The sequence below is a fragment of the Thermus amyloliquefaciens genome (assembly GCF_000744885.1).
GTDB classification, from domain to species: Bacteria; Deinococcota; Deinococci; order Deinococcales; family Thermaceae; genus Thermus; species Thermus amyloliquefaciens.
The window spans coordinates 1,402,565-1,422,581 of sequence record NZ_JQMV01000003.1 but is presented as its reverse complement, the minus strand read 5'-3'; the positions used below and the strand labels follow the sequence as shown (position 1 = coordinate 1,422,581).

At 67.3% G+C, this 20,017-nt stretch carries 18 protein-coding genes and 1 pseudogene; 6 read left to right on the top strand and 13 right to left on the bottom strand.

The genetic code is table 11. The features are described 5' to 3' along the window. Positions 1-9: 9 nt before the first annotated feature. The 5 genes from holA to BS74_RS07595 form a co-directional block, all read right to left on the bottom strand. On the bottom strand, positions 10-933 hold the full coding sequence (gene holA, locus BS74_RS07615) for a DNA polymerase III subunit delta (protein WP_038057569.1): 924 nt from the start codon (positions 931-933) through the stop codon (positions 10-12). 15 nt (positions 934-948) lie between these two features. Beyond that, positions 949-2,106, bottom strand: a complete 1,158-nt coding sequence (locus tag BS74_RS07610) for an acyl-CoA dehydrogenase family protein (RefSeq protein ID WP_038057567.1) — start codon at positions 2,104-2,106, stop codon at positions 949-951. A gap of 69 nt (positions 2,107-2,175) precedes the next feature. Then, a complete protein-coding gene (locus tag BS74_RS07605; protein WP_038057565.1) occupies positions 2,176-2,385 on the bottom strand; it encodes a hypothetical protein in 210 nt (69 codons plus the stop codon). Between the two features lie 5 nt (positions 2,386-2,390). Then, complete coding sequence (locus BS74_RS07600; protein WP_038057563.1) at positions 2,391-2,816, bottom strand: DUF1999 family protein; 426 nt, start codon at positions 2,814-2,816, stop codon at positions 2,391-2,393. A gap of 7 nt (positions 2,817-2,823) precedes the next feature. Beyond that, the gene (locus tag BS74_RS07595) at positions 2,824-4,155 is read right to left on the bottom strand and encodes a vWA domain-containing protein (RefSeq protein WP_038057560.1); all 1,332 of its coding nucleotides are present in this window, start codon (positions 4,153-4,155) and stop codon (positions 2,824-2,826) included. A 235-nt stretch (positions 4,156-4,390) separates the two neighbouring features. Between BS74_RS07595 and tsaD the strand changes: the two genes are divergently transcribed. Both tsaD and secA read left to right on the top strand, forming a co-directional pair. Beyond that, positions 4,391-5,374: a tRNA (adenosine(37)-N6)-threonylcarbamoyltransferase complex transferase subunit TsaD gene (tsaD, locus tag BS74_RS07590; protein ID WP_038059030.1), complete on the top strand. Its 984-nt coding sequence runs from the start codon at positions 4,391-4,393 to the stop codon at positions 5,372-5,374. A 38-nt stretch (positions 5,375-5,412) separates the two neighbouring features. Next, positions 5,413-8,376 carry a preprotein translocase subunit SecA gene (secA, locus tag BS74_RS07585; protein ID WP_425427249.1) on the top strand — a complete coding sequence of 988 codons (2,964 nt, stop codon included), beginning with the start codon at positions 5,413-5,415 and terminating at the stop codon, positions 8,374-8,376. Between the two features lie 203 nt (positions 8,377-8,579). On the opposite strand, the gene BS74_RS07580 is transcribed toward secA, so the two are convergent. The 7 genes and pseudogenes from BS74_RS07580 to BS74_RS07540 form a co-directional block, all read right to left on the bottom strand. Continuing rightward, the gene (locus tag BS74_RS07580; protein WP_038057558.1) at positions 8,580-9,314 is read right to left on the bottom strand and encodes a YebC/PmpR family DNA-binding transcriptional regulator; all 735 of its coding nucleotides are present in this window, start codon (positions 9,312-9,314) and stop codon (positions 8,580-8,582) included. After that, a complete protein-coding gene (locus BS74_RS07575) occupies positions 9,301-10,836 on the bottom strand; it encodes a cation:proton antiporter family protein (RefSeq protein ID WP_038057556.1) in 1,536 nt (511 codons plus the stop codon). Before BS74_RS07575 ends, BS74_RS07580 begins: the two co-directional genes overlap by 14 nt. 69 nt (positions 10,837-10,905) lie before the next feature. Next, complete coding sequence (locus BS74_RS07570; protein ID WP_038057552.1) at positions 10,906-11,541, bottom strand: DsbA family protein; 636 nt, start codon at positions 11,539-11,541, stop codon at positions 10,906-10,908. A gap of 34 nt (positions 11,542-11,575) precedes the next feature. Next, entirely contained in the window at positions 11,576-12,520 is a 945-nt protein-coding gene (gene speE, locus BS74_RS07565; RefSeq protein WP_038057550.1) for a polyamine aminopropyltransferase, read from the bottom strand. A gap of 2 nt (positions 12,521-12,522) precedes the next feature. Next, positions 12,523-12,924 carry an S-adenosylmethionine decarboxylase gene (gene speD / locus BS74_RS07560; protein ID WP_038059025.1) on the bottom strand — a complete coding sequence of 134 codons (402 nt, stop codon included), beginning with the start codon at positions 12,922-12,924 and terminating at the stop codon, positions 12,523-12,525. 21 nt (positions 12,925-12,945) lie between these two features. Next, positions 12,946-15,544, bottom strand: a pseudogene (locus tag BS74_RS13020) (DNA translocase FtsK). Between the two features lie 78 nt (positions 15,545-15,622). Continuing rightward, complete coding sequence (locus tag BS74_RS07540; RefSeq protein WP_038059020.1) at positions 15,623-16,114, bottom strand: OmpH family outer membrane protein; 492 nt, start codon at positions 16,112-16,114, stop codon at positions 15,623-15,625. A gap of 97 nt (positions 16,115-16,211) precedes the next feature. Here BS74_RS07540 and BS74_RS07535 point away from each other — a divergent pair, with 97 nt between their 5' ends. Next, on the top strand, positions 16,212-16,646 hold the full coding sequence (locus tag BS74_RS07535) for a hypothetical protein (protein WP_038057544.1): 435 nt from the start codon (positions 16,212-16,214) through the stop codon (positions 16,644-16,646). Positions 16,647-16,730: 84 nt separating this feature from the next. Next, a complete protein-coding gene (locus BS74_RS07530) occupies positions 16,731-17,363 on the top strand; it encodes a CBS and ACT domain-containing protein (protein WP_038057542.1) in 633 nt (210 codons plus the stop codon). Here the strand turns inward: BS74_RS07530 and pheA are convergent. Continuing rightward, the gene (gene pheA, locus BS74_RS07525; protein ID WP_038057540.1) at positions 17,360-18,181 is read right to left on the bottom strand and encodes a prephenate dehydratase; all 822 of its coding nucleotides are present in this window, start codon (positions 18,179-18,181) and stop codon (positions 17,360-17,362) included. The two genes, BS74_RS07530 and pheA, sit on opposite strands and share 4 nt — an antisense overlap. A 51-nt stretch (positions 18,182-18,232) precedes the next feature. On the opposite strand from pheA, the gene BS74_RS07520 reads away from it, so the two are divergent. Continuing rightward, positions 18,233-18,982 (top strand): response regulator, encoded by a 750-nt coding sequence (locus BS74_RS07520; protein ID WP_038057539.1) that lies wholly within the window; start codon positions 18,233-18,235, stop codon positions 18,980-18,982. 3 nt (positions 18,983-18,985) lie between these two features. Beyond that, a complete protein-coding gene (locus BS74_RS07515; RefSeq protein ID WP_038057538.1) occupies positions 18,986-20,008 on the top strand; it encodes a lipid II:glycine glycyltransferase FemX in 1,023 nt (340 codons plus the stop codon). The last annotated feature ends 9 nt before the right edge of the window (positions 20,009-20,017 follow it).

Sequence of the window (20,017 nt, the reverse complement as noted above, 5' to 3'; positions counted from 1 at the left end):
GGGCGGGCTTCAGGCGGGCCTTGCCGGGGCGAGGCGGAGGAGGGCGTAGACCGCCCCCTCCAGGGCCAGCCAGGGGTCCTTGCCCTCCTTGGCCCGGCGCTCCGCCTGGACCAGGGCGTCCAGGCCGGCCAGGAGGGTTGCCTTGGGGAGGCCGCGAGCCAGCTCCAGGGCCCTTTTGGCGGCGTAGGGGTGGGCCTCGAGGCGGAGGAGGTCCGCTTCCGTGGGCCTGGGGTTTTCCTCCAGGAGCATCCAGGCCTTGGCCAGGAGGGAAAACTGCCAGGCGAAGGCCCCCAGGAGCCTTAGGGGCTCTTCCCCTTCCTCCCTTAGCCGCTTCAGGCGGCGGAAGGCCTCCTTGGCGTTTCCCTCCAGCACCGCCCGCACCAGGTCAAAGCCGCTTACCGGGGGCTTTAGGGCCACCACCCGCTCCACCTTCTCCAGGGTGAGGGGGGGGTCCAAAAGGGAGAGCTTCTCCAGCTCCCTTTCCAGGGCCTCGAGGTCCCCTTCCAGGGAGGCCAGGTACTGGGCGATGCCGGCGGTTAGCCGAAACCCCAGGCGCTTGGCCCGGTTCTCCAGGTGGCGGATGAGGTCCTTGCCCTTGGGGGTAGGGAAGTCCCGCCGCTCCCGGGTGCGGTAGAAGGCGGCCCGGGCGGTGGTGGGCTTGGGGTCCAGGATGAGCACGGCCACCTCTTCGGGGACGTTTTCCAGAAGGGGCTTGAGCGCCTTCCACTCCCCCTCGCTCACCTCCCGCAGGTCCAAAAGGGCCCCCGCCTGCCCGAAAAGCCCGGGGCGTAGGGCCTCGGCCAGGGCCTCGGGGGTGGGGTCAAGGTACAGGCCCCGCCCCTGGCCGGCCAAGCGGGTCAGGCCCCGAAGGGAAGCCTCCTGGAGGAGCGCCTCCTTGGCCAGGAAGGGGTCGCCGGTGAAGGCGATGACCATGGCGTCCGCCTTCCGCTAAAAGGCGTTCAGCCCCGTGGCCTCCCTGCCCAGGACCAGGGTGTGGATGTCGTGGGTCCCCTCATAGGTGTAGACGGTTTCCAGGTTCAGCATGTGGCGGATGGCGTGGTACTCCAGGGTGATGCCGCTTCCCCCCAGGATCTCCCGGGCCAGGCGGGCGGCCTTGAGGGCCTTCATCACGTTCTGCCTTTTGGCCAGGGAGACCTGGGCGGGCTTGAGCTTCCCCTCGTCCTTGAGCCGGGCAAGCCGCCAGGCGAGAAGAAGCCCCTCGGTGTGGTCGGCAAGCATCTCCGCCAGCTTGGCCTGCACCAGTTGCTTTTGGGCGATGGGCTCGCCGAAGGTGCTTCGGCTCTTGGCGAAGTCCACCGCCTCGGTGTACACGGCCTCCAGGGCCCCCAGGACGCCCCAGGCGATGCCGAAGCGGGCCTGGGTGAGGCAGGAGAGGGGGGCCTTGAGCCCCTCCGCCTTGGGGAGGCGCAAGGCCTCGGGTACGCGCACCTCCTCCAGGACCAGCTCGCTGGTCACCGAGGCGCGCAGGCTCATCTTGTGCTTCACCTCCCGGGCCTGGAAGCCTTTGGTATCCGTGGGGACGATGAAGCCCAAGACCCGGCCCTCCTCGTCCTTGGCCCAGATGAGGGCGATCTGGGCCAGGTTGCCGTTGGTGATCCACATCTTGGTGCCGTTTAGCACCCAGGTGTCCCCCTCCCGGCGCGCCCGGGTCTTCATGTTGCCGTAGGGGTCCGAGCCCCCGTCGGGCTCGGTGAGGCCGAAGCAACCCACCATCTCCCCCCGGGCCAGCTTGGGCAGGAACTCCCGCTTTTGTTCCTCGCTGCCAAAGGCGTAGATGGGGTACATCACCAAGGAGCTCTGCACGCTCACGAAGCTCCTGAGCCCCGAGTCCACCCGTTCCAGCTCGTAGGCGATGAGGCCGTAGGCGGCGCTGCTCACCCCTGCCCCCCCGTACTCCGGGGGCAGGGTGGGGCCTAGGAAGCCCAGCTCCGCGAACCTGGGTATGAGGTGGGTGGGGAAGACCCCTTCCTCCCACCACTGGCCTATATAGGGCAGGGCCTCCTTCTCCAGGAAGCGCCGGGCGGCCTTTTGGATCTCCCTTTCCTCCGGGGTGAGGAGGTCTTCAATGGCGTAGAAGTCCAGCATGGGGCACCTCGGCTACCAGTCTACCCTGCCCCAGGGGTCCCCACCGAAGCCAGGGCTTCGGTGGGGCATTTAGAGCATGCCCGCCAAAAACCCCTCCTCCCGGATGGTGCGCAGGAGGTCCATCACCGTCAGGACCTGGGGGTCGTACTCCACCAGGATTTGGGCGGGGCCGGTGGCCTGCACCTGGGAGGTGCCGGGAAGGCCCTTGAGGGCGGTAAGGATCCGCTCCATCCCCTCCGGGGTGGGCTCCCCTCGGATGCCAATGAGAACCCGGTTCATGGCCCTTATTCTAGGACGCCCCGGGTTTCGCCCCGTTGCCCGCGGCTTCCCAGGACCCGCACCGCCAGGACCAGGGGACCGATGGCGAAGCCCTGGGCCTTTAGGGCCTGGGCCAGTTCCTCCCGCCCGGGGTCCAGGTGCAGGGCCACCTCGTAGACCCCGGCGTCGTAGGCGCTTTTTACCACCGCGGCCAGGAGGCCCTCCAAGGTGGCCTGGTCCTTGCCCTCCACCCGGCTGACCAGGACCGTGGTGGCCTCCCCCTGCCACACCGCCTGGGCCAGGGCGAAGCCCTTGGGTTCCTCCCCTTCCTCGGCCAAAAAGGAGTGGCCGGTGCGGGCAAAAAAGCGCACGGCCCCCAGGCTTAAGGGCCGGTTTCCCGCCACCCGGTTGAGGAGGTCCAGGTCCAGTTCGGTAAAGGGACGGAAGCGCATGGGCCCATTATGCCCCCTGGGCCTTCGGCCTGGGGCGGAAAAGGAGGGCTTCCAGGAGGAGCACCAAGGCGGCCAGGAGGGCCAGGAAGCGGCCTCCCCCTCCTTGCCCCTTGGGGAGGAAGCTGGGCCCCGGGGTGGGGAGGAGGGTTTCCCCGGGGGAGAGGAGTCCGCTTCGCACCTCCCGGTGGGACTTTAGGAAGTTGTAGACCAGCAAGGGGAAGAAGGGGCGGTCCTGGATGGCGGCCAAGGGGGGCAGGTAAAGGCCCCCTTCCGTCAGGTAGATGAGGCCCACCCCGCCCTCCCCTTCCGCCAGGGGCCGCCAGGGAGCGGGGGGTGGGGGAGGTGGGGGCAGGCGCTCCCCCAGGAGGGCCACCCCTTCCAGGAGGGGGTGGGGGGTGGTGAGGAGGATGGGGGTGGGGCTTCCCCCGGAAGGGGCCAGGTACAGGCTGGGGCGCTCCGGGGCGCCTTCCGGCACCCCTATCCGCACCCGGACCTCGTCCCCCAGCACCGCCCCCAGCAGGCGGAAGAGCCTCTTTAGGGCAGGGAGGGGAGGGTAGTCCACCCCCAGGCGGCGGAGGCCGAAGCCCGCCTCGTCGTCCAGGTCCAGGGCGCCCCCATCCAGGAGGCGGGCGGTGAAGGTGGGGGGGAGGTTTTCCAGGCGGGCAAAGCCCCGGGGTGGGACGGGCACCTCCTCCACCTTGCCCCCTAGGGCCACCCTTGCGGTGAGGGTGCGGCTCGCGCTGTTGCCTAGGGCTAAGAAGCCGTGGGCCACGGCCACGAGGCCCAGGTTCTCCCTTGGGGTGCCCACCCCCAGGTACCCCTCCACCCCGGGGGGCGGGGGGGCGTCGCTGACCACCACCACCGGGGCCTTGAGGAGCCGTCGCCCTAGGGCGACGGCCTCCTCCAGCCGGGCCTGGCGGTCCTTGGCCTCCAGCTCCAGAAGCCTTCCCCTTAGGGCGATCCCAGGGGCGGGGCCATGGGCTTGGGGCCTTTCCCCAGCCCGCACCAAGACGGCCTCCGGGGTTCTTTCCAGAAGGGGAAGGAGCCTTTCCTTGGCCAGGTCCAGCCGGGTCTTGGCCCCCTCCCGGGCGGCCATGCTGGCGGAGGCGTCCACCACGAAGACCATGGGGGAGGGGCCTAAGGGGGGGTCCTCGAGGGCCAGGACCATCAAGGCGGCCGCCAGGAGAAGGAGAAGAAGCCTTAGGTCCAACCGGGGCCTAAACCGCCTCCGCCTGCCCCTCTGCCAAAGCCACACCCCGGCCCAGGGGCGCACCCTGGGCCTTTGGGCCCGGTAGAGGAGGTAGACCAGGAGGAGGACCGGAAGGAGAAGCCACAGCATTGCCCTTAGCCTAAGGGCTCATGCCTGGGGGTTGCCGCGGGATAGGGACCCAGAAGGCTATCTTCTGGACGGGGCGCTTAGCCCCTCCTTGGGGGGTCTGTTAGAGTAGCGGAAGGGGAGGCCAAGCTCCGGGGGCTTTCGGAAGCGGAAGGCGCTTGGAGGAGGGGAAGGGGCCTTCCCCAGGCCCTCTTGGCCCCTTACGGGGTTTGGCGCTGGAACCGAGGGCGGCATGGGCGTGTGGGTTTTGGGCATCGATACCTCCTGCGACGACACCGGGGTGGGCCTGGTGCGGGATGGGGAGGTGGTGGTCAACCTGGTGGCCAGCCAGGTGGCCCTGCACCAGGCCTACGGCGGGGTGGTGCCCGAGCTGGCCAGCCGCGAACACCTCAAGGTCCTTCCCCTCCTGGTGAGGGAGGCCTTGGCCCAGGCGGGGATCGGGCCCAAGGACCTCTCCCTCATCGCCGCCACCCGGGGCCCTGGGCTCATCGGGGCCTTGCTGGTGGGGTACACCCTGGCCAAGGGGATGGCCTGGGCCTTGGAGAGGCCCTTCTACGCCATCCACCACCTCGAGGCCCACATCGTGGCCGCCTGGCCCGAGGGCCTAGCCCCTCCTTTCCTGGCCCTGGTGGCCTCGGGGGGGCACACCCACCTCTTTGAGGTGCAGGCCTTGGGCCGTTACCGCCTCCTGGGGGCCACCCGGGACGATGCCGCGGGGGAGGCCTTTGACAAGGTGGCGCGGCTTCTGGGCCTGGGCTTTCCCGGGGGGCCCGAGATCGAACGCCTGGCCCAGGAGGCCAGGGGGGAGGTGCCCTTCCCCGTGCCCCTGCGGGAGCAGAAGGGCTACGACTTCAGCTTCTCCGGCCTTAAGACCAAGGCGGTGCAGCTGGTGGAGGCGGGGCATGAGGCCTCGGCCCTGGCCAAGGGGTTCCAGGAGGCGGCGGTGGAACATCTGGCCCAGGTGGTCCTCCGGGCCGCCCGGGACACGGGCCACCGGGTGCTCCTGGTGGCGGGGGGGGTGGCGGCCAACCGGGCCTTGCAGGCGCGCTTCCAAGAGGCGGGGCTCAGGGTCCACTTCCCTCCCAAGGGGCTTTCCCAGGACAACGGGGCCATGGTGGCCCTGGCCGCCTGGCGGCGCCTCCAAGGGGGTTTCCCTCCCAGCCCCTTGTCCCTGGGGGCCACCGCCTACTGGCCCTTGGAGGCTTCCCCTGAGGAGGCCTGAAGGCTTTCTCATCCTGAAGGGGTACAATCGGCCTTAGGATGCTGGGCCTCATACGGAAGCTTTTTGACAACAACGAGCGGGAGATCGCCCGCTACTACAAGCAAGTGGTGGAGCCCACCAACCGGCTGGAGTCGGAGGTGGAGAAGATCCCTGACCTGGCCGCCGCCTACGCGGAGCTTAGGGAGAAGCACGCGAGGGGCGCAAGCCTCGAGGAGCTTCTCCCCATGGCCTTCGCCCTCACCCGGGAATCCGCCAAGCGCTACCTGGGCATGCGCCACTTTGACGTGCAGCTCATCGGCGGGGCGGTGCTCCACGAGGGCAAGATCGCCGAGATGAAGACCGGGGAGGGGAAGACCCTGGTGGCCACCCTGGCCGTGGCCCTGAACGCCCTGAGGGGTAGGGGCATCCATGTGGTCACGGTGAACGATTACCTGGCCCGCCGCGATGCGGAGTGGATGGGGCCCGTGTACCGGGGCCTGGGCCTCAGCGTGGGGGTGATCCAGCACAGCTCCACCCCGGAGGAGCGCCGCAAGGCCTACCTGGCGGACGTCACCTATGTGACCAACTCCGAGCTGGGCTTTGACTACCTCCGGGACAACATGGCCATCAGCCCGGACCAGTTGGTGCTCCGCCACGACACCCCCTTGCACTACGCCATCATCGACGAGGTGGACTCCATCCTCATCGACGAGGCCCGCACCCCCCTCATCATCTCCGGCCCGGCGGAAAAGGCCACGGACCTCTACTACAAGATGGCGGAGATCGCCAAGAAGCTGGAGCGGGGCCTGCCCGCCGAGCCCGGGGTGCGCAAGGAGCCCACGGGGGACTACACCATCGAGGAGAAGAACCGCTCCGTGCACCTCACCCTTCAGGGGATCGCCAAGGCGGAAAAGCTCCTGGGGGTGGAGGGGCTTTTCAGCCCGGAGAACATGGAGCTGGCCCACATGCTCATCCAGGCCATCCGGGCCAAGGAGCTCTACCACCGGGACCGGGACTACATCGTCCAAGACGGCCAGGTCATCATCGTGGACGAGTTCACGGGCCGCCTCATGCCAGGCCGCCGCTACGGGGAGGGGCTCCACCAGGCCATCGAGGCCAAGGAGGGGGTCAGGATTGAGCGGGAAAACCAGACCCTGGCCACCATCACCTACCAGAACTTCTTCCGCCTCTACGAGAAGCGGGCCGGCATGACCGGCACCGCCAAGACCGAGGAGAAGGAGTTCCAGGAGATCTACGGCATGGACGTGGTGGTGGTGCCCACCAACCGCCCCATGATCCGGCAGGACTTTCCCGACGTGGTCTACCGCACGGAGAAGGGCAAGTTCTACGCGGTGGTGGAGGAGATCGCCGAGAAGTACGAAAGGGGCCAGCCGGTCCTGGTGGGCACCATCAGCATCGAAAAGTCGGAGAGGCTTTCCCAGATGCTCAAGGAGCCCCGCCTCTACCTTCCCCGGCTGGAGATGCGCCTGGAGCTTTTCAAGAAGGCCAGCCAGAAACAGCAGGGGGAGGAGTGGGAGCGCCTGAGGAAGCTTTTGGAGAAGCCCACCCAGCTTAAGGACGAGGACCTGGCGGCCTTTGAGGGGCTCATCCCCCCGAAGGGGAACCTGCGCGCCGCCTGGGAGGGCTTGAAGCGGGCGGTGCACACCCTGGGCGTCCTGCGCCAGGGCATCCCCCACCAGGTGCTGAACGCCAAGCACCACGCCAAGGAGGCGGAGATCGTCGCCCAGGCGGGCCGGAGCAAGACGGTCACCATCGCCACCAACATGGCGGGCCGGGGCACGGACATCAAGCTGGGCGGAAACCCCGAGTACCTGGCGGCGGCCCTTCTGGAGAAGGAGGGCTTTGACCGGTACGAGTGGAAGGTGGAGCTCTTCATCAAGAAGATGGTCTCGGGCCAGGAGGAGGAGGCCCGGGCCTTGGCCCAGGAGCTGGGGATCAAGGAGGAGCTCCAGGAAAAGATCCGCCAGATCCGGGAGGAGTGCAAGGCGGACGAGGAGAGGGTGCGGGCCTTGGGGGGGCTTTTCATCCTGGGCACCGAGCGGCACGAGTCCCGGAGGATTGACAACCAGCTAAGGGGCCGTGCGGGGCGCCAGGGGGACCCGGGGGGAAGCCGTTTTTACGTGAGCTTTGACGACGATCTCATGCGGCTGTTCGCCTCGGACCGGGTCATCGCCATGCTGGACCGCATGGGCTTTGACGACTCCGAGCCCATAGAGCATCCCATGGTGACCCGCTCCATCGAAAGGGCACAGAAGCGGGTGGAGGACCGGAACTTCGCCATCCGCAAACAGCTTTTGCAGTTTGACGACGTGATGGCCCGCCAGCGGGAGGTCATCTACGCCCAGCGGCGCCTGATCCTCTTGGGCAAGGACGAGGAAGTGAAGGAGGCCGCCTTGGGCATGGTGGAGGAGACGGTGGCGGGGATTGCGGAAAACGTCCTAAACCCCCAGGTGCATCCGGAGGATTGGGACCTCGAGGCCCTCAAGGCCGCCCTGCTGGACACCGTGCCCCAGCTTGCGGGCTTCCCCTTTGAGGAGCTTCGCACCCTGAAGCCGGAGGAAGGGGTGGAGCGCCTGGTGGAGGCGGCCCTCGAGGCCTACGAGGCCAGGGAGCAGGAGCTTTCCCCGCCCCTTATGCGGGCCGTGGAGCGCTTCGTGATCCTCAACGTGGTGGACTCCGCCTGGAAGGAGCACCTGCACAACCTGGACGTCCTCCGCCAGGGCATCTTCCTCCGGGGTTACGGGCAGAAGGACCCCTTCCAGGAGTACAAGATCGAGGCCACCCGGCTTTTCAACGACATGGTGGGCTTCATCAAGGGGGAGGTGGCCAAGTTCCTCTTCCGGCTTAGGGTGGAGGCGGAGCCCATGCGCCCGGTGCGGGAGGCCCCCTACGTGCCGGTTCCGGCACCCAAGGAGGAGGCCCGGCCCTTCGGCGTGGAGAAGAAGCGCCCCGCCACCCCCCGCCCCAGCCCGGCCTTTCCCGCGCCGAGCGGCGGCGGCTGATGCGGGAGGAGAAGAAGCGCAAGAAGGAGTAGCGCCCTTTTCCAAAAGCCTTTCCTGGGCGTTGCCGCGCTTGGCCTAAAGGGGTTTGCTGAGGCCCCCACCTTGGCTAAAGCCAAGGTGGGGTTAAAGGCCAAGGCATGCCAAGATGCGGGCTTGGCCCCTGGCCAGGGTCAGGGAAGAGGGGGGGTGCGCATTTGGGAGGGTTAGGCCTCCACCTGGAGGCTTGCGGGGTCCAGGTTGGTGTAGACGTGTTGCACGTCGTCAAGGTCCTCCAAGGCTTCCACCAGGCGCATGACCTTCAGGGCCTCCTCCGGGGGCAAGGCCACGGTGTTCTGCGGGTGCTGCACCACCTCCGCCGCCTCCACGGGGATGCCCCGCGCCTTTAGCTCCTCGGCGATGCGGTAGGTACCGGCGGGGTCGGTGTAGATGGTGAGGCTTTCCCCTTCCTCCTCGAGGTCCAAGGCCCCTAGCTCAATGGCCGCCTCTTGCGCCGCCTCGGAGTTTGCGCAGACGATCACCCCCTTGCGCTCAAACTGCCAGGCCACGCTGCCGCTGGCCCCCAGGGAGCCCCCGTATTTGTTGAACACGTGGCGCACCTCCCCGGCGGTCCGGTTGCGGTTGTCGGTGAGGGCGTAGACCAAAAGGGCCACGCCCCCCGGGGCATACCCCTCGTAGACGATCTCCTCGTACTGCTCGGCCCCGTCCCCGCCGCCTTGCAGCTTTTGCAGGAGGCGCTCAATGTTTTCCATGGGGACATCGTCGGCGCGGGCCGCCTCAATGGCGTTTCGTAGCTGGACGTTGGCCTCCGGGTAGGGGCTTCCCCCGGCTCGCGCCGCCGCCTGGATGGCCCTTAGGTGTTTGGAGATGATCTTGCCGCGCTTGAGGTCGTTGGCGGCTTTCTTGCGCTTGATCTGTGCCCACTTGCTATGACCGGCCATGGCTCACCCCACCCATTATAGCCAGCTTCTCCAGGACCCTTTCCGCCAGGCGTTCCCCCGCCTCGCGGAAGGGGTGGAAGAGGAGGGTCACGCCCGCGGCTTCCAAGGCGGGGTCCTCCTCCAGGTGGAAGCTGGTGGCGGCCAGGATCCCCTTAAAGCCCCGCTCCTTCAGCCAGCGGGCGGCCAGCAGTTTGGCCTCCAGGTCGGGCAGGGCCAAGACCACGGCTTTCAGGCCGCTTAGGTCCAGGCGTTCCCAAAGCTCGGGGTCCTCCGCGTCCCCGTAGAAGACCCTGCGCCCCTTGGCCTGGTGGCGGGCCACCTTCTCCGGGTCGGCGTCCAGGCCCACGGGGCGCTCCCCCCCGGCCTCCAGAATGCGGTAGACGGCGCCCCCCGTGCGGCCCATGCCCACGATGAGCGCCGTGGCCCCTTCCAGGCGCTCGGGTTCCTGGTCGGGGTGGGCCACCCTTCGCTCCAGGGGAAGGAGGCGGGCCTCGAGGCGCTTGTAAAGGCTATGGCTGTACCGGGCCAGGGGGGCGGAAACGGCCATGGAAAGCGCTACCCCTAAGGCCAGGGTGGGAAGGCTATAGGGCAAAAGCCCCGCCCGCTCCAGGACCACCCCCACGATGAGGGCAAACTCCGAGTAGTTCCCCAGGTACATCCCGCTCACGAAGGCGGTGCGGGCCCGAAGCCCCAGGAGGAGAAAGAGGGCGAAGAAAAGGGGGGATTTGATCAGGACGAGGAGGAGGGAGGCCAGGACCAGTCCCGGCTCCACGCCCCTTAACCCTTCCCGGAGCCCTATGTCTAGGAAAAACGCCACGAGGAAGGCTTCCTTTAGGCCCCAAAGGGCCTTGGCCATCTCCCCTCCCTTTTCGTGGCCGGAGAGGAGGACGCCCATGGTCAAGGCTCCCAGCTCCGGGGACAGGCCCGCCTGGCGGAAGCCTTCTCCCCCAAGAAGGGCAAGGCCCAGACCAAAGAGCACCAAAAGCTCCTCGTGGCCGCTTTTTTCCAGAAGCCAGGACACGGCGAAGCGCCCCAGGGGCACAAGGAGGATGAGGCCGGCCCAAGGGCTGATCCGGTTTTCGCCGTAAAGGGTGATGAGGCCCACGGCCACCAGGTCCTGAAGGACCAGGATGCCCACGCTGAGGCGACCGTGGTAGGTGGTCAGCTCCTTCTTGTCCTCCAGGACCTTCACCACCAGCACGGTGCTGGAAAAGGCCAAGGCCATGGCCAGGGGAAGGCTTCCCAGGAGGAGGAAGGCCAGGAGGGAGAAGAGCAGGAGGTGGAGCCCCCCTGCCACCAGGACTCGAGGCTCCAAGAGGTCCTGGAAGCGGAGCTTTAACCCCACGGTGAAAAGCAGAAGGAGCACCCCGATCTCCGCCGCATGGTGCAGGAAGTCGGTCTCCCCCAGGCCCAGTCCGTTTAGGGCAAAGCCTGCCCCCAGGTAGCCCACCAAGGGGGGAAGCCCCAGGCGGCTGGCCAACAGGCCCAGGGCGAAGGCGGCGGCCACCCAGAGGGCCTCCATGGGTCCTAGGGTAACAAATAAGCCAAAACACGGCAGGCTAAGGCCTGCCGTGTTTCTACACCCATCCCCCTACTTTTTCTCGGCCAAGGCTTTATCCAGGAGGTTTTTCCACTCCTCGTAGCTCAGGAAACCGGTGCGCTTTTCCCCGGCGATGAAGAAGGTGGGGGTGCCGGTGAGGCCCAGGTCCGTGGCCAGCTTCTGGTCGGCCAGGACCCCCTCCCGGTGCTTGTTGGAGGCCAGGCACTGGGCAAAGGCGGCCTCGTCCAGCCCCATCTGTGCCGCCAGATCCAGCAAATACCGGTCCAGGACGCTCCCTTGCAGGTTCCCCCAGCCGGAGGCGGCCCGGAAGAGGACCTCGTGGTACTCGTAGTAACGCCCCTGGTCGGCGGCGCAGGCGGCGGCCTCGCTGGCCCGGATCACGTGGGCCTGGCCGGGGAAGGGGAAGTCCCGGAAGAGGTAGCGCACCTTGCCGGTGTCCATGTACTCGGCCTTAAGCCGGGGGAGGACGTTCAGGGCGTGGTTTTGGCAATGGGGGCAGAGGTAGTTGGAGAAGTCCACCACCACCACGGGGGCGTCCTCGGGGCCCAGGGCGAAGCGGGCGCCCTGGGCGGGGTCCAGCCCCCGCTGCCCCTTGGGGCCCCAAAGGATCCAGCCCAGGCCCACCAGGGCCAAGGCCACCACCACGAGAACGATCACGCGTTGCATGGGCCTACTTTACCATGCCCCGGGTGAGAAGGCTTTAGCCCCGGTAAGGGGCCTGCCGGGCCTCCCCTTCCGGGGTAACGTAGAAGGGGTTCTGGTCGGTGGACACCAGGGTTTCCCGGTCAATGGCCTCTTGGATGTCCTTGGGCAGGACGAAGAGGGCCTCGAGGTAGGGGGCGGAAAGGTGCCGCAGGGCCAGCTGCCGTTCCCGGATGCGGGCCTCGATCACCCCTTCGGAGAAGGCGGCGGGGTCAAAGGCATCCGAGGCCAGGAGGAAGCCGAAGTTCAGGAAGAAGCCGGGGATGTGGTTCTTGTAGCTGCGCACATAGCGGAAGGCTTCCCGCACCGTGCGGTGGATCACCGGGTGGATCCGGTGGTGGGTGAGCATGATCATGCCCGCCTGCATGCCCATGATCCCCCCCGGGTTCAGGTGGGCCTTCACCAGCCGGTAAAACTCCACGGTGTAAAGGAGCCTGGCGGGGTTGTCTTCCCCCACGGGGTCCGTGAGGTCGATGAGGATCACATCGTACGTGTCCTGGTTCTTTTCCAGGTAAGCCCGGGCGTCGTCGATGATCAGGACCGTGCGGGGGTCCTCAAAGGCCCCCTGGTGCCATTCGGGCATGTGGCGCTTGGCCAGCTCCACCAGCTCCCCGTCGATGTCCACCATCACCGCCCGTTCCACGCTGGGGTGCTTGAGCACCTCCCTCAGGGTGGCCCCTTCCCCGCCGCCCACGATGAGCACGGTCTTGGGCTCGGGGTGGGAGAGCATGGCCGGGTGGACCAGGGTTTCGTGGTAGACGTACTCGTCCCTTTCCGTGCTCTGCACGTCCTTGTCCAGGACCAGCACCTTGCCAAAGCCTTGGGTTTCAAAGAGAAAGTAGTCCTGGTACTGGGTGCGGCCGGAGGCGATCACCCGCTCCATGCGCCGCACCATGGTCTCAAAGGGGGTGATGTGCTCAAAAAAGTACATGCCGTAGTCCATGGCTATCCTCCTTGCTGGCCGCCGAAGGCCCGGCGCCGGATGGCGTGTTCCCCACCCCGCCAATAGCGGAAGGCGGACTCCTCCTTGGCCCCAAAGGCCCGGGAAAGCCCCTTCAAGACCTCCTCCGGGTTCACCCCATCCCGGTAGAAGTAGAGGTCCAAGGTGGCGGAGGCGTTATCCTCGGGCCAGGTGTGGATCATCACCGCGGCCACCGGGCTCACCACCGCGGCGGAAAGCCCTTGGGGGTGGAACTTGTACACCACCGACTGGGCCGAGCCTCGAGGCGCCCCCAGGCGCATCACCGCATCCAGGAGGGCGGCCTCCACCATCTTGGGGTTTTCCAGGACATCCAGATCGCAACCGTAGATTTCCGCCACCCAGCGCCCGCCCGGCACCGTTTCCACAAAGGGCCATAATAGCACACCTTACCCGAAGAAGTCCTTGAGCTGTTCTTTGCTGATGAGGACCTCCCGGGGCTTGGAACCCTTGGAGGGGCCCACGATCCCCATGGCCTCCAGGGCGTCCATGAGCTTGCCCGCCCGGGCGTGGCCGATGGAAAGCCGGCGTTGCAGGCGGCTTACGGAGCCATACCCCTCCTCCACCACGATCTCCGCCGCCTTCTTCAGCAGGGGATCGGAGAAGTCCACCTCGCCAGGCCCTGCCCCCTCCGGCCCCTTTGGGGGTTCAAAGTCCTGGCCGTAGGCCTCGGCAAACCGGTCCTCAAAGCTTTGCCCCCTCAGGTAACCCGCCAGGCGCCCCACCTCCTCCTCGGAGAGGTAGGGCACCTGGAGGCGCACGGGCTTGGGAAGCCCGGGTTGGTAGAAGAGGGCATCCCCTTGGCCGATGAGCTTCTCCGCCCCTTGGGTGTCCAGGATGGTGCGGGAGTCAAACCCGCTGGACACGGCAAAGGCCAGGCGGGCGGGGATGTTCACCTTGATGAGGGAGGTGAGGATGTCCACGCTGGGCCTTTGGGTGGCCAGGACCAGGTGCATCCCCGTGGCCCTGCTCATCTGGGCCAGGCGCAAGATGGCGGACTCCACCTCCTTGGGGGCGGTCATCATCAGGTCCGCCAGCTCGTCCACCACGATGATCAGATAGGGGAGGGTTTCCCCACCCCCCTTTTCCATCTTGGCGTTGTACTGTTCCAGGTTCCTGGCCCCTACGCTGCTTAGGAGCCGGTAGCGCCGTTCCATGTGGGCCACCGCTCCCTGCAGGACGCCCGCGGCCTCCTCGGGGCTTGTGACCACGGGGCGCACCAGGTGGGGGATGCCCTCGTAGGGGGTGAGCTCCACCATCTTGGGGTCTATGAGGAGAAGGCGGAGGGAGGTGGGCAGGTGCTTATAGAGGAGGCTGGCGATCAGGACGTTGATGGCCACGCTCTTGCCGCTTCCCGTGGAGCCGGCGATGAGGAGGTGGGGCATCTTGGCGAGGTCCCTCACCCAGATCTCCCCTTCAATGCTCTTGCCCAAGATCAAGGGCAGCAGGGCCTTGGCGTTTTGGAAGGCGGGGGATAAGACGGCCTCCGAGAAGCGCACCAGCTCCCTTTTGGGGTTCGGCACCTCGAGGCCCACCGTGTTCTTCCCGGGAATGGGCGCCTCGATGCGCACCGCCCCCACCGCCAGGGCCCGGGCCAGGTCGTTTTGCAGGCTCTGGATGCGGCTGATCTTCTCCCCGGGGGCGGGCAGGAGCTCGTAGCGGATCACCGAGGGCCCGCGGGCATGGCCCACCACCTCCGCCTGCACCCCGAAGTGCCGGAGGGTGTCGGCGATGGTGCGCTTCAGCCTTTCCACCTCCTCTTCCAGGCCCCGGGCGGCCCCCTTGGGCTCCGGGGGGTCCAGGAGGTCCGGGGTGGGAAGGGCCAGGGCGGTGTTCTGGGGAAGGGGGCGGGGGGCGAGGGGGGTCCGGATGGGCCTGGGGCGGGGAGGGCTCGGGAAAGACCAGGTCCAGGTCAAAGGCCTCCGGTTCGGGGGCAGGGGGTGGGGGGGAGGAGGCGGGTGGGGGATTGCCCGTGAGCAGGGCCCTTAGCCCCTCCGCCTGGGCCTCGGGGTGGCGGGAGAGGAAGGAAAGCCAGGAGGAAAGCGCCTCGTGGCGCTCCTCCAGGTCCTGGACCAGGCCAGCCAGCTCCTCCCAACGGGCCTTGCGCTCCTCCCTAAGCCTTAGCCCCTGCACCAGTCCCCCCACGGTGGCCCGGGGGGTGGGGATGGCGTGGAGGGCCTTCAGGCGGGCCAAAAGGGCCTGGGCCTCCAGGTGGAGGGCTGCCCGCCTTTCCTCGAGGGCATCCCGCAGGGGACCCTCCCCGGGCACGGGGGTTTTCAAGCCCTGGAGAAGGGATTGGAGCCGGGGTTCCAGGGGCCTTTGGTCCTCCTCCATCTGCCGCTTCAGCTCGGCGGCCCTTTCCCGCAGGAAGTCCCTAAGGGCCTTTTCCACCCCCGGGAGTTCCGCGGGGGAGAGGTTTTGCCCTAGGGCCTTTAAGGCGGTGTGGTCGGGATAGATGCGGGCCAGGGCGGCCATCCTCCGCCTGAGGACAAGGGCCTTCAGGCGGTGGCGGGTCCACCGGACCCCTTCCACCCCCAGGCGGAGGCCGGTGAGGAGGAGGTATAGGGGCGGTTTGCGGCGCCAGAGGTCCAGGACCACGGAGGCCAGCAGGAGGGGGAGGAGGAGGCCCAAGGCCCCGGCCTGACCGAGCAAAAGGGTGCGCCAGAAGGCGCCCAGCCGGCCCGCCAGGGGCCCTAGAAGGGGGAGGAGGGCAAAGGCCAGAAGGTAGAGGAAAAGGAGGTGGCGAAGGAAGGGCCCCAGGGGTTTTCCCCGGAAGAGGAGCCCTCCCAGGAGGAGGAGGCTTGGGGGGATAAGGTAGGCGGGAAGCCCCAGGGTCCCGTAAAGCTTCTCCCGCAGAAAGGACCCGAGGACCCCCGTGGGTATGGGCAGAAGGGGAGCCAGAAAGAAAAGCCCCACGCTCCAGACCAGGGCGGCCAGGGCCTCGAGGTCAGGGTTGCGGCTGGGCTTGGCCGGCTTCCGCTTCGCCATCGGAGGGATTATAACCTTCGGGCGGGCGGGGTAAAAGAAAGACCCCGGGGGGCTTCCCCCCGGGGACCAGGGCTTGGGCTAGCGCCGCAGCTCCTTCTTCACGGCCTCGGTCAGGTCCGTGTCATCGTCCGCGTAGACCACCAGCCCCGACTGGGCGGCCACCTGGCGGCTCATGACCACGGCGAAGCCCTGGGCCTTGGCCACCTTGGCGATGGCCTGGTCCACCTCCTCCAGGATGGGCTTAAGCACGGGGTTCTGACGGTCCTGCCACTTCTTCACGGTGTCCTGGTAGGTCTTGAGGAGGGCCTCGTAGTCCTGGCGCTCCTTGGCCGTGGCCTGGCCCGAACGGACCTTCTGGTCCAGGGGCTTGAGCTTCTCCTCCAGGGGGGCCAGCTCCTTGCGGGCCTGGGCCTGGAGGTCCTGGATCTTCTTATAGTCGGGGTGGGCCTGCACCAGGGCATCGGCGTCCACAAAGCCCACCCGGGTGGCCACATTCCGGTTCTGGGCCAGCATGGGGGTGAGCAGGGCGCCAAAGGCCAGGAGGAGGGCTGCTAGGGAAAGCCGTTTCATGGAGGAAAGCGTAAGGCCTGAGGGTGAAGGGTGGGTGAGAGGAGCCTTTCTTTCGCTTGGCCCCAGATGGGGGTAGGATGCTTTGAGGAGGTGGGTTATGCGCAAGACCCTTTTGCTTTTGGCGCTTCTGGCTTTGGGTACAGGGGCTTTTGCCCAGCGGGCGGTTTCTTTTCGCCTTTCCCTACCCCCGGCTGGGCTAGGGCTTGGCCTCGAGGCGCCCTTGGAGCGCAACCTGGTCTTCCGCGGGTTTGCGGATCTCTTTCCTGGGGGGCCCAGCTTCCTGGCGGCGGGGGAGGTGCTCTTCAAGCCCGACCTGGGCCAGCTGGACCGGGACCTGCGGGGGATCAGGCCCTACTTCGGGGGTGGGCTTGGCGGGTACTTCGCCGCGGGGAGCGAGGTGGGGTTGCACCTCTCCTTGGGGGTGGAGTTCCTCCTGGACGCCCGCACGGGGATCTTCCTGGACGGGGAGTACTTTTACGCCTTTGGCGGGGGCCGGTTTGGGCGCACGGTTATAGGGGCCAACCTGCGCTAGAGGAACCTCCTTGTCCCCGCCAAGGCCTTGGCGGGGACATTTTTCTTCTTGCCCCAGGGTAGACTGGAAACCGGAGGTGAAGCCATGCTGGTCAGGGACTGGATGACCAAGGACCCCCTTACCGTGGCCCCGGATACCCCGGTGCTGGAGGCCATTAACCTTTTGAAACACAAGGGCTTCCGGCGCTTGCCGGTGGTGAAGGATGGGAAGCTCGTCGGCCTGGTCACCGACAAGGACCTCAAGGACGCCATGCCCTCCAAGGCCACCACCCTGTCGGTCTGGGAGATGAACTACCTCCTTTCCAAGCTCACCGTGCAGGAGGTGATGGCCAAGCCCGTCATTACCGTGGAGGCCGATGAGCCTTTGGAAAAGGCGGCCCTTTTGTTGGAGGAGAAGAAGATCGGCGGCCTTCCGGTGATGGAGGGGGAGAAGCTGGTGGGCATCATCACGGTGACCGATGTCCTCAGGGCCTTCATTGAGGTGCTGGGGCTGAAGATGGGGGGCTTGCGCATCACCGTGGACATCCCCGATGTGCCCGGGGCCCTGGCCCAGATGGCCCAGGCGGTGCCGCCGGCCAACATCGTTTCCATCGCCACCGCCGCCCACCTGAATGGGTACCAGCGCCTGGTCCTGAGGGTGGTGGGGGAGGATGTGGCGGGGGTTCCTGACCGGCTCAAGGCCGCGGGGGAGCGGGTGGTGGACGTACGCCCCGGCTAAGCCCCGTTGCGATAGGCGGGGTAGGAACCCAGGACCTTGAGGAAGGCGGCCCGCCGGAGGAGGCCGAGAAGGGCCTGGGCGGGGCCAGGGTCCTCCAGGTGGCCCTCGAGGTCCAGGTAGAAGAGGTAGCTGAAGGGCTTGTCCCGTCTGGGGCGGGACTCCAGCTTGGTGAGGTTCACCCCGGCCTCGGCGAAGACCGTGAGGGCCTCCAAAAGCCCCCCGGGCCGGTGGCGCACGGCAAAGACGATGCTGGTCTTATGGGGCCCCTCCCCTTTTGGGGCCTCCTCCCGGCCGATGACGAAGAACCGGGTGTAGTTGTGGGGGTAATCCTCAATGTTCTCCGCCAGAATCTGCAGGCCATAAAGCTCCGCGGCCCGCCGGCTGGCGATGGCCCCCACCCCGGGCTCGGGGTTTTCCGAGAGGGCCCGGGCGGCCCCGGCGGTGTCGTAAACGGGTATGGGGGTAAGGCGCATGCGGGCCAGGAAGCCGTCGCACTGGGCCAGGGCCTGGGGGTGGCTTTTCACCGCCTTGAGGTCTTTGAGCTCTGTGCCCTTGGGGGCAAGCAGGCAGTGCTCCACCCGGTGGATGATCTCCCCCACCACGTGGAGGTCGCTTTCCAGAAGCAGGTCGTAGGTCTGGTTGATGCTGCCCGCGGTGGTGTTCTCCACGGGCACCACCCCAAGCTCCGCCTCCCCCGCCTCCACCGCCTCAAAGACCTGGTGAAAGGTGGGAAAGCCCATGGGGGTGGAACCGGGAAAGTTCCTGAGCAGGGCCTCCTCGCTGTAGGCTCCTTCCGTCCCCTGGAAGGCGATCCTCATGCCCCCCATGCTACTCCTTCCCGTAGACGCAAGAAAGCCCTTTCCCTTAGCATGGCCTTTGTGGCGCGGCTTCTTGTGGTGGACGATGACCCCCGCATCCGTCACCTCTTGGACCTCCTGCTTTCCGGGGCGGGCCACCAGGTGGTCCTGGCGGATTCCGCCAAGGCGGCCCTGGAACACCTGCGCAAGGAAACCCCGGACCTGATCCTCTTGGACATCATGATGCCGGACATGGACGGCCTCACCCTTCTTGGGCGTATCCGGGCGGTGCGGCGCCTGGCCAAGGTGCCGGTGATCATGTTCACCGGGGGCGGCAGGGAGTTGGAGGGCCCCAGCCGGGCCCTGGGGGCCGATCTTTTCCTGGAAAAACCCATTTCCGGCCGCCGCCTTAAGGAGGCTATAGAGGGCCTTTTGAGCCAGCAGGGGTACGTGCTTCCCGGGGGGGAGCGGGTGGCCAGCCTCGAGGAGGTGGGGGTGCGCCTATCCCAGGATTTGCCCGAGGAAAAGCGGTTTAAGGCCCTCTGGCTCAAGACCTCCGGCCGCCGGGCCCTTCTTAAGAACCTCCTGGCCAAGGGTTGGACCGAGGCCCTTTTGCGGCGCATCCTTCCCGGTGAGTACGATCTTTATGACCTTCTGGGCCACCTGGCCTTCGGCTGGCCCCTGGTGCCCCTGAGGGAACGGGCGGCCCGGGTGCAGGATCCGCGCCTGGCCTCCCACCTGGAGGCCTACGTGAGGGAGAAGCGGTTACCCCTGGAGGGCGATGGCCTTCTGGAAGAGCTGGCCCAGGCCCTGTACGCTTAGGGGGTGGCCGAGCTTGTAGAGATCCGCGATCCCGAGGCCTGGAACCGGCTGGTTTCCCAGCTGCCCATTACCAGCGCCCTGCAGTCTTGGGGCTGGGGGGAGGTGAAGCGGCTTTCCGGCTGGGTGCCCAGGCGGCTTGCGGTGTACGGAAAGGAGGGGCTTCTGGGGGCGGCCCAGGTGTTGTTGCGCCCATTGCCTGGGGGTCTACGCCTGGCCTATGCGCCTCGAGGTCCCGCCCTGGCCCGCCTCGAGGACCTGCCCCAGGTGGCCCGGGCCCTGGCCCAGGGGGTGCGGGGCACCCACCTGGTCCTCGAGCCCGAGGCCGGGTTGCCAGCGGAGGAACCGCCCCCCAGCTTCCCGGGCCTCCTCCCGGAGGAGGCCATCCAGCCCGCCTACTCCCTGTGGTTGGACCTCAGCCAGGGGGAGGAGGCCCTCCTTAAGGGGATGAAGGAGATGCACCGCCGCAACGCCCGCCTGGCCCTGAAGCGCACGGAGCTTTCCGTGGAGGGGGAGGAGGCTTTCCCCGAGTTCTTCCGCCTTTTCCAGGAGACCAACCGCCGGGCCAGGCTCCTGCAGCACGCGGAGGCCTATTACCGGGCGGTCCTTAAGGAGTTGAACCAACCCTACGGGGAGGCCTTTTTGGCGGTGGCCCGTAAGGATGGGGAGGCCTTGGCGGCGGGGCTTTTCGTGGCCTTTGCCGGCAAGGTGGATTACCTCTACGGGGGAAGCAGCCGCGCGCACCCTGAGGCCAAGGCGCCCATGGGCATGCACCTGGCGGCCATCCGCCACGCCCTTGGCCGCGGCTACCGCATCTACGACCTTTGGGGCGTGCCCAGAACCCCAGAGGGTAGCCACGCCGAGGGCATATGGCGCTTCAAGGAGGGGTTTGGGGGCCGGCGCGTCCAGTTTCCCGCCTACACCTTGCCCCTTTCCCCCCTGTACCGTCCCCTCAAGGCCCTCCTGCGCCTGCGCAAAACCTGGGTGAACCTGCGGGTGCGGGGGAACCCGCGGGATGTGTTGGGCTAAGGCCCCCTG

Bases quoted from the DNA above. Each gene is read 5' to 3' on its own strand.
- BS74_RS07575 (WP_038057556.1), bottom strand. From the start codon at position 10,836: ATGGAGGCCCTCTGGGTGGCCGCCGCCTTCGCCCTGGGCCTGTTGGCC.
- BS74_RS07535 (WP_038057544.1), top strand. From the start codon at position 16,212: ATGCGCAAGACCCTTTTGCTTTTGGCGCTTCTGGCTTTGGGTACAGGG.
- pheA (WP_038057540.1), bottom strand. From the start codon at position 18,181: ATGAGGATCGCCTTCCAGGGGACGGAAGGAGCCTACAGCGAGGAGGCC.
- BS74_RS07570 (WP_038057552.1), bottom strand. From the start codon at position 11,541: ATGCAACGCGTGATCGTTCTCGTGGTGGTGGCCTTGGCCCTGGTGGGC.
- BS74_RS07605 (WP_038057565.1), bottom strand. From the start codon at position 2,385: ATGAACCGGGTTCTCATTGGCATCCGAGGGGAGCCCACCCCGGAGGGG.
- BS74_RS07530 (WP_038057542.1), top strand. From the start codon at position 16,731: ATGCTGGTCAGGGACTGGATGACCAAGGACCCCCTTACCGTGGCCCCG.
- speE (WP_038057550.1), bottom strand. From the start codon at position 12,520: ATGGACTACGGCATGTACTTTTTTGAGCACATCACCCCCTTTGAGACC.
- BS74_RS07595 (WP_038057560.1), bottom strand. From the start codon at position 4,155: ATGCTGTGGCTTCTCCTTCCGGTCCTCCTCCTGGTCTACCTCCTCTAC.
- BS74_RS07520 (WP_038057539.1), top strand. From the start codon at position 18,233: ATGGCCTTTGTGGCGCGGCTTCTTGTGGTGGACGATGACCCCCGCATC.
- BS74_RS07600 (WP_038057563.1), bottom strand. From the start codon at position 2,816: ATGCGCTTCCGTCCCTTTACCGAACTGGACCTGGACCTCCTCAACCGG.
- BS74_RS07580 (WP_038057558.1), bottom strand. From the start codon at position 9,314: ATGGCCGGTCATAGCAAGTGGGCACAGATCAAGCGCAAGAAAGCCGCC.
- holA (WP_038057569.1), bottom strand. From the start codon at position 933: ATGGTCATCGCCTTCACCGGCGACCCCTTCCTGGCCAAGGAGGCGCTC.
- BS74_RS07540 (WP_038059020.1), bottom strand. From the start codon at position 16,114: ATGAAACGGCTTTCCCTAGCAGCCCTCCTCCTGGCCTTTGGCGCCCTG.
- secA (WP_425427249.1), top strand. From the start codon at position 5,413: ATGCTGGGCCTCATACGGAAGCTTTTTGACAACAACGAGCGGGAGATC.
- BS74_RS07610 (WP_038057567.1), bottom strand. From the start codon at position 2,106: ATGCTGGACTTCTACGCCATTGAAGACCTCCTCACCCCGGAGGAAAGG.